Annotated in this window: 9 protein-coding genes and 1 pseudogene; 7 read left to right on the forward strand and 3 right to left on the reverse strand. The window is 59.8% G+C overall.

What is annotated here, in order from left to right:
* Window positions 1-91: 91 nt before the first annotated feature.
* Window positions 92-766, reverse strand: a complete 675-nt coding sequence (locus ORS3428_RS18660) for a class I SAM-dependent methyltransferase (RefSeq protein ID WP_071099806.1) — start codon at window positions 764-766, stop codon at window positions 92-94.
* 80 nt (window positions 767-846) lie between these two features.
* On the opposite strand from ORS3428_RS18660, the gene ORS3428_RS18665 reads away from it, so the two are divergent.
* The 4 genes from ORS3428_RS18665 (at window position 847) to ORS3428_RS18680 (ending at window position 5,419) form a co-directional block, all read left to right on the forward strand.
* The gene (locus tag ORS3428_RS18665) at window positions 847-1,212 is read left to right on the forward strand and encodes a hypothetical protein (RefSeq protein ID WP_083355204.1); all 366 of its coding nucleotides are present in this window, start codon (window positions 847-849) and stop codon (window positions 1,210-1,212) included.
* Window positions 1,213-1,229: 17 nt separating this feature from the next.
* Window positions 1,230-3,944 carry an ABC transporter transmembrane domain-containing protein gene (locus tag ORS3428_RS18670; RefSeq protein WP_071099776.1) on the forward strand — a complete coding sequence of 905 codons (2,715 nt, stop codon included), beginning with the start codon at window positions 1,230-1,232 and terminating at the stop codon, window positions 3,942-3,944.
* A 101-nt stretch (window positions 3,945-4,045) separates the two neighbouring features.
* Window positions 4,046-4,495 carry a cyclic nucleotide-binding domain-containing protein gene (locus tag ORS3428_RS18675; protein WP_071099777.1) on the forward strand — a complete coding sequence of 150 codons (450 nt, stop codon included), beginning with the start codon at window positions 4,046-4,048 and terminating at the stop codon, window positions 4,493-4,495.
* A gap of 75 nt (window positions 4,496-4,570) precedes the next feature.
* A complete protein-coding gene (locus tag ORS3428_RS18680; protein ID WP_071099778.1) occupies window positions 4,571-5,419 on the forward strand; it encodes an MBL fold metallo-hydrolase in 849 nt (282 codons plus the stop codon).
* A gap of 7 nt (window positions 5,420-5,426) precedes the next feature.
* Here ORS3428_RS18680 and ORS3428_RS18685 read toward each other — a convergent pair whose 3' ends face one another.
* Entirely contained in the window at window positions 5,427-6,191 is a 765-nt protein-coding gene (locus ORS3428_RS18685; RefSeq protein ID WP_071099779.1) for a polysaccharide deacetylase family protein, read from the reverse strand.
* Window positions 6,188-7,276 carry a glycosyltransferase family 4 protein gene (locus tag ORS3428_RS18690; protein ID WP_071099780.1) on the reverse strand — a complete coding sequence of 363 codons (1,089 nt, stop codon included), beginning with the start codon at window positions 7,274-7,276 and terminating at the stop codon, window positions 6,188-6,190. Before ORS3428_RS18690 ends, ORS3428_RS18685 begins: the two co-directional genes overlap by 4 nt.
* Window positions 7,277-7,368: 92 nt before the next feature.
* On the opposite strand from ORS3428_RS18690, the gene ORS3428_RS18695 reads away from it, so the two are divergent.
* From ORS3428_RS18695 to ORS3428_RS18710, 3 genes and pseudogenes are all read left to right on the forward strand, one after another.
* On the forward strand, window positions 7,369-8,529 hold the full coding sequence (locus ORS3428_RS18695) for a DUF3095 domain-containing protein (RefSeq protein WP_071099807.1): 1,161 nt from the start codon (window positions 7,369-7,371) through the stop codon (window positions 8,527-8,529).
* A gap of 67 nt (window positions 8,530-8,596) precedes the next feature.
* The gene (locus tag ORS3428_RS18700; protein WP_172833702.1) at window positions 8,597-9,979 is read left to right on the forward strand and encodes a nucleotide sugar dehydrogenase; all 1,383 of its coding nucleotides are present in this window, start codon (window positions 8,597-8,599) and stop codon (window positions 9,977-9,979) included.
* A gap of 287 nt (window positions 9,980-10,266) precedes the next feature.
* Window positions 10,267-11,606: pseudogene (locus ORS3428_RS18710) on the forward strand (adenylate/guanylate cyclase domain-containing protein).
* The last annotated feature ends 65 nt before the right edge of the window (window positions 11,607-11,671 follow it).

Consider the following 11,671-nt stretch of genomic DNA (forward strand, 5'->3'; position numbering starts at 1 on the left):
TCGCATGTGGTGATGATCGCGCGACCTCCTTAAAGTCCTTGTTTCATGCATGTCGCCGTCCCAAAACCGCTACGCACTTTGGCGAAATGCATCAAACAGTTCCAATCAGCATGAAGCGCGTATAGTTTTTTGTCGGCAGTTCGCCGGAGAACCGCACGTCCCGCAGCGCCGCCATTGCTTCGAAGGCYGCCAGTGAAGCCACGCAGTTGATGTGCGTGGGCTCGCTGAAATAATCGTTCGATTGCAGCAGTACATTCGTGTCCCGTGGAAGCAGCGCAAGCCAGGCGCGCAGATCGGGTATGTGTTCGCAGCTCGTATTGAGCACCAGGTCGGGCCGCCCGGCCGCATAGTCGAGCGCGTACATATCTGCCGTCATCGCCCGGAACCGGTCGCCGGCTTCCCGGTTGAGGGTCCGGGCGACCAGYGCGACTTCGGGATCGATGTCGATGCTATCAATCGCCGCGATGTCGAAGCGAGCGTCGTTGAAAAGCATTGCCGGCAATACGCCGTACCATCCACCCAGAACCCACATGCGCCCGAACCGGCCGCCGTAGCTGTCGAACAGCCTGTCGAGCGCCCACTTTTTGCAGGCGACCTGCTTGTGGTTGAAGGCGTTGGCGATATCGGCCTTCGGATGCTTGGCGATGACGCGCGCCAGCCCTGCCACGAGAGGGCAGTTGACATAGGCAGCTATTCCCCTCGTGAGGTCCAAGGCTTGCTCGCGCCAGTCCATGCCCGCATTGCGTGGTTGCGTGACATCCATCATATTCGTCTTGTATGYTGGGATTTCGGGCGACACAACGCAATCTTGCCTCCCGCAAGGCTGGTTGGTTCGCGGACGTGATCATGCTGCAAGCCGCTTCGCCATTGCCCGGTGCCGGAGAGAGGCTGTTGCATCTGTCGGAACCATCGGCGTTCATCCGCCAGCATYAGCAGCGCAGCTGTCGCCTCGTGCCGCTCGACTGTTCGCCAAAACCCTACGGAAGCCGCGAACCGTTTGGCCAGCTGCTTTCTTCGCTGATCAACAATGCCCATGTCGTGGTCATCGACCATGCGCCGGAACTGGATCGCGCCGCCTCGCAGGTGCCTTTCATCGTTGAGCGCAGGACAATCTCCGTGCACTGTGGCCTCGAGCTTGTTGTTGGCGACGAAGAATTTGCTGATACGCCATTAGCCAGCAGGTGCTTCTACATCCTGCRACCTTCCAATTGAACGGTACATAATCGGATATGGAACCAAGTCTAGCCCGCTATATCTGGACGCACACCAAGAAGCAGCAGCTCTGGATATTGATGATCGTCCTGCTTTCGATGATCCCGTATTTCATATCCTTCGACCTGCCGAAGCTGATCGTCAACGGCCCGATCCAAGGTAAGGGTTTCKGCCAACCCGGCGCGACCCAGCCGTTTATGAGGCTACACTATGACCTGCCGTTCATTGGAGAGGTTCAGTTCTTCTCCGGTTTTCAGCTCGACCGCACGTCGACGCTGTTCGCCCTTAGCATTGTCTTCCTCTTGCTAGTCATCATCAACGGCCTGTTCAAACTCTACATCAACACCTACAAAGGCCGCCTCGGCGAACGCATGCTGCGGCGTATTCGTTTCGATCTGGTCGATCGCGTGCTGCGGTTTCCGCCGACTTACTTCAAACGCGTGAAATCCGCCGAAGTGGCGACCATGGTGAAGGACGAGGTGGAGCCGTTGGGTGGCTTCATCGGCGATGCCTTCCTGCAGCCGGTGCTGCTCGGCGGTCAGGCACTAACGGCCATGCTGTTCATCATGGTCCAGAACTTCTGGCTCGGAATGATTGCGGTCGTGATCGTGGTGATCCAGATCGTGCTCATCCCGCGAATGCGGCGGCGGCTGATCGTGCTCGGGCGCGAACGGCAGTTGWCGGCGCGCGCGCTTTCGGGCCGGGTTGGCGAAATCGTCGACGGCATCGGCTCGGTTCACGTCCACGATACATCAAACTACGAGCGCGCCGACATAGCTGCCCGRCTCGGGCTCATCTTCAAGATACGCTTCGATCTTTACCAATGGAAATTCATGGTGAAGTTCCTCAACAATTTTCTCGCGCAGCTTACGCCCTTTCTGTTCTACATGATCGGCGGGTATCTGGTCCTCCAGGGGCGGCTGGACGTCGGCCAACTCGTGGCCGTGATCAGCGCCTACAAGGACCTGCCCGGACCGATGAAGGAACTGATCGACTGGGACCAGGCGCGGCAGGATGTCCAGGTCAAATATCAGCAGGTCGTTGAACAATTCACCGTCGAGGGTCTCATTGCGCCGAAGATCGGAGCGTTGACGATCGACGATCCCGATCCGATGACAGGCCCCTTGTCGGCGATCAGTCTGTCCATAGCAGACGATGGCGGTGCAATGCTCCTCGACCGTATCTCCCTGCAGGTCAAGCCGGGCGAGACGGTGGCGCTGGTCAGTACCGCAACAGGTGGAGCGGAGGCGCTTGCAGAAGCCTTCGCGCGGCTGAGCTGGCCGGACAGCGGAAAGATCGTTTCGGGCGCCGACGACCTGCTTGAACTCCCCGAAGCCGTGACCGGCCGGCGCATGTCCTATGCCTCGTCGGATGTTTTTCTGTTCCATGCAAGCCTCCGCGATAACCTGCTCTACGGGTTGAAGCATGCGCCGCTGAGATCGGTGCCTTATGACGGTGCTGCGGCAGAGCAGAACCGCTGGAACGTCCACGAGGCGCGCCGGTCGGGCAATCCGGATCTTGATATCAACAGCGACTGGATCGACTATGCGTCCGCCGGCGCCACGGGCCCGCATGACCTTTTTGAAGCGGTGCGCCGGGTGCTCGACGCGGTTCTTCTGTCACGCGACATTCTGGATCTTGGCTTTCGCTCTTCGGCTGACCTCACACGTCACACGGAGCTCGCCAGGCGGATCGTCGAACTGCGGGTGGCGCTGCGAACCCGGCTGGGACACGAAGGGCTGAGCGAACTTGTGGTTCCTTTCGAACCGGGTGCCTACAATAAGGAAGCAACGATCGGCCAAAACCTGCTCTTCGGCGCTGCTGCCGGCCCCGAACTGGCCGACAAGGCTCTAGCGGCCAATCCCTATTTTGCTTCTGTGCTGAGGGAAGCCGGTCTCGACCGCACGCTCTACGAAATGGGCATGGAGATCGCCGAACAGGCGATCGAGCTGTTTGCCGACCTGCCGCCCGATCATCAGTTCTTCCAGCAGCTCGCCTTCATGAGCGCCGAGGAGATACCCGCCTACGAAACCTTGCTGCAACGGCTCAACAACCGTCCCTACGAGGCGGTTTCGGAGAGCGATCGCGCCATGATCGTGACCTTGAGCTTTGCCTATATCGAGCCTCGGCACCGCTTCGGCCTTCTGAGCGACGAGCTGATGAGCAAAATCGTCGCTGCGCGCAACCGGTTCTATGAAAACCTGCCGCCCGAGCTGCAAAATGCGATCGAACGGTATGATCCTGCCAAATACATTGCCGCGGCCACCGTCATGGATAATGTTCTTTTCGGGCGTGTGGGCAACAACCATCCCGACGCGCCGGACCGCATACGCTCCATCGTCTATGAAATTCTGGACGAACTGGGGCTTTATGCCGAACTTCTGGATGTCGGCCTGGACTTCAACGTCGGCGCCGGCGGCAGGCGGCTGACCGCTGGACAGCGACAGAAGCTCGATGTTGCCCGGGCCCTACTCAAGCGTCCTGATTTTCTCATTCTCAACCGGCCGCTGTCGGCGCTCGATCAGCGCGTGCAGGATAAGGTGCTGCGAAACGTGATCGAGGAAGCCAGGTGCGACGGCCATTCGCCGGCAATTGTGTGGGTTGTGACGAATCCGACGATGGGGATGATGTTCGATCGCGTTATTGTGTTCGACTCGGGTCAATTGGTGGAAGACGGAACACACGAGACACTTTTGGCAGGGAAGGGTATCTTCAAGGAACTGCTGTCATAGAGCAACGGGCGTTCAGGTGGGATTATTCTTCCGGTGGCAATTGCTGCAAGGTCACGGGATACGGCGTCTGGCAAACGCGAATTTTGAGAAGGTTTGCGACAATGCTRCTCAAGGATGAAGTTGGAATGCTGCAACGCGTTCCCTTGTTCTCTGGCATCGAACCGGCAAAGCTCAAGCTGCTTGCGTTCACATCGGATCGTGTGAGCTACAGCGCCGGCCAGATCCTTTTCCGGCAGGGCGACGAAGGAGACGCCGCCTATGTTATCCTTTCAGGCAGCGCGGATATTCTAGTCGATTCCGACAGCGGACCGATAAAAGTTGCCGAACTGGTGCCAAATTCGATTGTTGGTGAGATCGCCATATTGTGCAACAGCTCCCGGACGGCCACCGTCAGAGCAGCAAGTCCGCTGGAAGCCTTGAGAATCCGCAAGGATCATTTCCTGAGGCTTATGAAGGAGTTCCCGGAAATGACCATCGAGATATTGCGGGTTCTTGCCGATCGCCTAAGCCATACGACCGCGGATCTGATCGACGCACGGAGCGCCAAGTAACGAATGACGTGCGCTTGATCCTCGCCATCGTGATGGCTCTGGCTACTATGGGCGACTGGACTGCGAAGGAGCAGCATGGACGACGACGTTTTCCTGGTCAGGTTTTGGGGGGTGCGCGGCAGCATTTCGGTATCGGGGCCAGAATTCTCTCGCTATGGCGGCAACACAATCTGCATTGAGATGCGATGCGGCAAGCGTACGCTTCTGTTCGACGCGGGCTCTGGCCTGCGGCCTGCCGGCGGAGCGCTTCGGGYGTCGGGCGTGACCGATTTCGACCTTTTTTTTACCCATTGCCATTATGATCACATCATCGGGCTGCCGGCTTTTAAGCCGATCTATGACCGAAGCGTCAAAGTTAGGCTCTGGTCCGGGCATCTTGCAGGACGCATGACGACCCGGCAGATGGTCGATGAGTTCATGCGGCCGCCGTGGTTCCCGGTGAAACTCGATATCTGCAAGGCAAGCATCGACTGCCGCGATTTCATATCCGGAGACGTRCTTCGGCCGCGCGAAGGGGTGGTGGTCCGAACCGGCAGTCTTAACCATCCGGGCAGCTGCATAGGCTACCGGGTCGAATGGGGCGGTCGCGTCGTGGCGGTGATCACCGACACCGAACACGAGCCGGRCAAACTCGATCAGGCGGYGCTCGGCCTGATCGTAAATGCCGACCTCGTCATTTACGATTGCACCTACACCGAGGAGGAAATGGAACAACGCCGCGGTAACGGGCACTCGACATGGCAGCAGGGCGTCAAGCTCTGTGAGGCAGCCGGTGCGCGGGGGCTTGCGCTGTTTCACCACGATCCGACACGCACCGACGAGGAACTGGACGAGATCGAGAAACTGGCCAAAGACAGGTTTGCCGGTGCTTTTGCCGCGCGGGATGRCCAGACGCTTCAATTCCCGGTCTCATTGCACAAATAGCGCTGAGCTATTTTCCTCTACCGGCGCTGCGGGCGATCAATGTCCTGATCGGAAGCCATGTGCAGGCTTCAGTCTGTGCGGTGACTGTGAACAGCCGTTCGAGGAAAAGCCAAGCCGATTTATCATGGACGAGATGGTGGGCGAGCAGGCCGACCGGTTCGCCGCCGTCGAATGCATGCTGCAATTGCGCGATGATAGCCTGAACCAATAGGCCATGATCGCGGCAACCGCGCGTGCCATGCCACTCCATGATGTCGACATTGCTATTGATCACCGCCAGTGAAGCCGGCTTCGGCGGCCCAAAGACCGACAATGCCGCAAATCCTATCGATCCAAGGTCGTTTACCAAGCCAGCGTCGATCCTGTTCCAAGGTGGCACCAGCATCGGGACGGCACGTGCGCCGTGCAGGCCGGTTAGGTGCGACAGGCCGTGGGCCAGATCATCGAGCACCGTCTCGCGTGGCCGATGCGCGCCGAGCTCCTGCTTTTTCTGGTCCTGGGGCGCATGATTTCGGTGCGCCCAGCCATGGATGGCGACCGTGGCATGCGGCGCCTCGTCAAGCCGGACGACAAGCTTCTCATCAGTCAGGGCCGGAATGACAGCCAGAGTGACCGGAACCGCGAATTCACCGGTGAGGTCGAGCAGCCGATCAAGCGCAGGCGTCGGATCCACGGCGTCATCGTCGCGCAACCAAAACTCTGCCTTACGGTCCGCCCGTTGCCAGCACGCTAGTTCTTCCACCAAGGGTTGCCAGACCAGATCGGATGTCATGAAATCGGGAGCTTCGCAAGAAGTTCGGCCAGACGCGCCGCGGCAGCACGGAGGGAACGTTCTTCGAGAATGAAGCGTCTGGCTTCTGCGGCCATGGTGGCTCTTTCGTCGTTGCGGGCCAGAAGCCTTTCAATGGCAGAAGTGAACGCCCCCACATCGCCCGGCGGGGTAAGAAACCCGGTCTGACCATCCCGCACGACCTCCGGCACGCCGGCGATGTCCTGAGCCACCACCGGAAGGCCGGCGGCTTGTGCTTCAAGATAGGCAACGCCATAGGCCTCGCCGTAACCCGGCCAGACGTAAATTCCCCCACTGTAGAGGACATTCGGCACGGCGGCTGGCTCAATCGCGCCAAGCCATTCGATACGCTCGGCAGGCAAGCCGGCGAATTGCGCTTTGATCTCGTCACGGGCAGGCCCGTCCCCGACGACCGACATGGTCCAGGGCAGGTGACCGATCGAACCGAGCGCTTGCGCCAGCATGCGATAGCTTTCGACTTTGTCGCCCGGGCGCATCATGGCGACGGTTACGAGGCGCGTCGGACTACCCCGTCCCGGCGTTTCACGGAACGTGGATGTATCGATGAAGGGCGAAAGCATGCCGAGAGCGGCGCCCGGTATCGCATCTGCCAGTCCCTGACGATCCCTTTGCGTGAAGCAGATGTTCAGCGCCGCTTGTTCGACGGCCCGTGCCACCAACGATTGCGTATCGGCCCACAAACCGGCGTTGCGCCGCCTCGAATAGRAGGCTTCCGCTGTTAAGTAGGGGGCGCCAAAGGCCGACGCCAGCTCGGGGCCGATCAGGTCGGGCGCCTTGTAATAGGGATGATACGTAAACCAGAGATCGGGCTTGCCCTCACGATCCCAAAGCTTTGTCAGCCGCRCGGCTTCCTCTCGGGCTTCGATCTTGAGCGCATCGAAACTTTTCGGCTCCGGTTCGCGTAGATAGAAGCGTAATTCGGATGCTAGTTCGACGCTATGCCCCCCATGCTCCAGCGCCTTGACCAGCATCCGGGCCATCTGGCGGTCGCCGGAGACAACGGGATGATTGGGCGACTTCAGCGGCGCGTAGAAGGCAATTCGCATCGCCGGACCCTATCATGGGAAAGTCTGCGCAAGTCAATTTCGAAGCATGATCGACTTTCACTTCAAGCAGTGGAATGTGCTATCGCATGCTCATGGAAACAGCTGCAGCGTCCGACCCGTTCGTTGCTTCTTTGCCGGTCTTCGCAAAGTTCGAAAGCGTTGCCGATATCGATAACTATCGGCCTCTCCCGGATGGTTGGGCGCTGGCTACCGCCGACATCGTCGGCTCGACCAAGGCGATCGGGGCTGGACGCTATAAAACCGTCAATATGGCCGGCRCCAGCGTCATTTCGGCGCTGCTCAATGCGCTGGGTCGGCAAGATCTTCCCTTTGTCTTCGGCGGCGACGGCGCGCTCGTGGCGTTTCCGAGCTCGGCGCTGCAGATCGCTCGCAACGCGCTGGCGGCTGCCCAGAGATGGGTGGCGGACGAGCTGGACCTGACCTTGCGTGCCGCAATCGTGCCGATAGAGGATATAAGAGCGCAAGGCCTCGACGTGCGGGTGGCGAGGTTCCGGGCCTCCGAAGCGGTGTTCTATGCCATGTTCGCCGGCGGTGGCGGCAGTTGGGCGGAAGCCGAGATGAAAGCGGGGCGCTACCTGATCGATCCTGCGCCGGCCAACGCGCGGCCGGATCTGACCGGTCTCTCCTGCCGCTGGAGCCCGATCGAAGCCCGGCATGGCGAAATCGTCTCGATCATAGCTGTTCCGGGGGCCTCGCGTGATGTGCGCGGTTTTCAGGTTCTGGCTTCCGACATCATCGCCCTTGTCGGCCGACAGGAACGCGATGGCCATCCGGTGCCGGTGAACGGGCCGGCCTACGGTTTTTCGCCCGCCGGCCTCGATCTCGAGGCCCGGGCCGTCGCGCCGGCGGGAAGGCGGTGGTTGTCGAAGCTGTGGATAGTGTTCCTGCTGACGCTTGCGGCTGTCACCGATCGATATGGCTGGACGATCGGGAGGTTCGATCCGAAGATCTACAAACGCGACGTGGCCAGCAATTCGGATTTCCGGAAGTTCGATGACGGCTTGAAGATGACCATCGATGTAGATGCGGATTTGTTGCAACGGATCGAGAACCGGCTGCAGCAGGCGGAAGAGGCGGGCATTTGCAACTATGGCCTGCACCGCCAGAAATCGGCCTTGATGACATGCCTCGTCGCCTCGCCGCTGCAGCGCGATCACGTTCATTTCATCGACGGCGCCGCCGGCGGCTATGCGATGGCGGCCGCAAGCCTGAAGGCGAAGGTGTCGGCCTGACRACGGCTTGCGGAGATCCATTTTCCGCAATATGCCTCGGGGTTGTTGGGTCCACGTGAGCCTCGCCATGGAAGGGGATAGCCTGTCCGTTGGGGAAAACAGATTTTTGGACGCCTCACGATCGACATATGACCGTCTGCTGAACCGGATTTCGACGCGCACCGCGCAAGTCGGTGTGATCGGACTGGGCTATGTCGGATTGCCGCTGGCGGTCGCGATAGCACGCGCCGGCTTCCCGGTTTCCGGCTTCGACATCGAAGCCCAGAAGGTCGAGAACCTGAACAGCGGGCAATCCTACATTGAGGCGGTGACGTCCACTGCCCTTGCCGTCGAGGTGGCGAGCGGACGGTTCCGCGCCACTGCGGATTTTGCCGAACTGGCCGTCTGCGATGTCATCATCATCTGCGTTCCGACACCGCTGACGAAAAACCGCGAGCCGGACCTCTCCTTTGTCAGGAACACGGCAGGCACTATCGCGAAGCATCTGCGTCTCGGCCAGTTGGTCGTGCTGGAATCGACCACCTATCCCGGCACCACCGACGACGTGATCAAGCCCATACTGGAACAGACCGGCCTGCAGTCGAGGATAGACTTCTTCCTCGGCTTCTCGCCCGAACGCGAGGATCCCGGCAACCGCAGCTTTGAAGTCGCGACGATCCCCAAGGTCGTGGCAGGCGACGGCATTGAAGCGGCGGCGCTCGTGCAGGCCTTCTATCAGGGTGTGGTCAAGACCGTCGTTCCGGTTTCCACCACGGCGACCGCCGAGGCGGTCAAGCTGACGGAAAACATCTTCCGTTCGGTCAACATAGCCCTGGTCAACGAGTTGAAGGTCGTGCTCGGTGCGATGGGCATCGACATCTGGGAGGTGATCGAGGCGGCAAAGAGCAAGCCCTTCGGGTACATGCCTTTCTATCCTGGCCCCGGACTTGGCGGGCACTGCGTCCCGATCGATCCCTTCTACCTGACGTGGAAGGCGCGCGAATACGAACTGCCGACCCGCTTCATCGAACTGGCGGCAGAGATCAACACGGCTATGCCGCGTCATGTGGTCGACGAACTGGCGAAGGCGCTGGACCGGCGCTGCGGCAAGGCGCTCAGCCGCTCGCGCATTCTCATCATCGGGCTCGCCTATAAGAAGAATGTGCCCGACATCCGCGAAAGCCCCTCATTGCGGCTCATTGAACTCATCGAGGAATGGGGCGGTAAGGCGGAATTTCACGATCCGCATGTTACCGAGATTCCGACCACACGGGAGCATATGGCGATCAAGGGGCGCCGCTCGGTCGAATTGACCCACGCGGCCTTGAAGGATTTCGATGCTGTCGTCGTTGCAACCGATCACGACACGATCGACTATCAGACGATCGCCGATCACGCCCTTCTGATCGTCGACACGCGCAATGTTTTTGGCCGCCTCGGGCTGGCCCGAGAGACGGTGGTAAAGGCCTGACCGCTCGTCTGGGACGGCGAATTTTTGCCCGATGTCAGGATCGTGGTTGCACTCCGCTGGCAGCGTCGACACATAATGCCCAGGAGATAGATGCAGTATGCCCAGCAGATAGATGCAGTTGCACCTGCCGCTTGCCCGCAAGGGCAGTCATTCGAGAAATTCTTCGCCGGCTTTTGCCGCCGAAGCCGGGTCATTGACTTTGAGGGTCTCATCTTTGGGTCGTTGGCGGACTGTTTTGTGGGCAGATCAAAGGAGAATGGCTCGTCTTCGACGGGTTTCGAGATAGCATGAGCACAGCGCAAGCGGAAATTTCTACCATTCTCATGGATAAGGTTGCCGATTGGYTGAACCAGTCGGCGCTGGCGGGCAACGACCTGGAGACATTAATAAAGGCTTTTGCGAACGGCTGGCTGCTGCCGGCCTGCCGCTGAGGCGGGTGCATCTGAGCTTTTCGATGCTTCATCCGCTTTATGACGCGCTTGGCTTCACCTGGCTTCGCGGCCAGGGCATGGAAGTAGAAAGCTTCCGCAGTAGGCCCGGCGTGCCGTCTGACAGATTCCTGACCAGCCCATACTACCATCTGCTCAGCAATCAGCTCGACCATCTGCGGCGCCGTCTCGACCCGTCGGTGCCGTCGGAGTTTCCTGTTTTCGATGACCTCAGGCTTATGGGCATCACCGATTACATGGCTTTCGTACTTCCCTTCAGCGGCAACACCAGTCAGGGCATGATGGGGTCCTGGTCCACCGACAGTGCTGCAGGCTTCAGCGACAGCATGATTTCGGCGCTGCTGCGCATCCAGAGCCATCTCGCTATCGCAACCAAGATGGCGGTRCTCACCAAGCTCGCCGACAACATGATGATCACTTATCTTGGCGGYGACGCCGGCAGGCGCGTGCTGGACGGCCAGATCAAGCGCGGCGAGGGAGACACAATCCGGGCCGCACTGGTCATGGCCGATATGCGTGGGTCGTCAAAGCTTGCCGAAACCTCTGGCCGCGAAATCTATATCGATACGCTGAACCAGTTTTTCGACGCAGTTGCTGCACCTTTCAATCGCAGAGGCGGGCAGATCATGAGTTTCATAGGGGATGGCTTCATTGCCGTCTACCCTTGCGAAAGGCACCGCTCGCAGTCCGAGATCGCATGTCAAGCTGCTCTTGCGGCGGCGCACAAGGCCACCGTGCGCATGACGGATCTCAATCTGCGCAGAAAGGAGCAGGGGTTGTCCGACATAAAATTTGGTATCGGCCTGCATGTCGGCAATGTGATGTTCGGCAATGTAGGGCTTACCGACCGGCTCACATTCTCTGTCTTCGGCTCGGCTGTAAACGAGGTCCAGCGCCTCCAAACCCTGACCAAGAAATATCCGCACAGCGTTCTCGCCAGCAAAGACTTCGCCAGCTATTGCGGCGCCAACAGCTGGCTGACGCTCGGCAGCGAGGAACTGGCGGGCATCAAGCAGAAGCTGACGGTGCTTTCACCCGATCTGTCGGGTGCTCTCGCAGTAGATGAAGATGGTACGCTGGAGCCGATCTACGACCGAAGATCGGACGCCGAGCAGGTCATGCTGCTTCACCGCGATGCCGCGCGGCTGTCGGCGGGYGACCCGACGAAGGTTCAGTAGCGGCCACGATCTGATCCGAACGCCGTCGGTCGGCAATCCGGTCGCCTGTTTCCGCCACTGGCGAC

Origin of the sequence: Mesorhizobium sp. ORS 3428, from assembly GCF_001854785.1 — a bacterium.
In the GTDB taxonomy this organism is placed as follows: domain Bacteria; phylum Pseudomonadota; class Alphaproteobacteria; order Rhizobiales; family Rhizobiaceae; genus Mesorhizobium.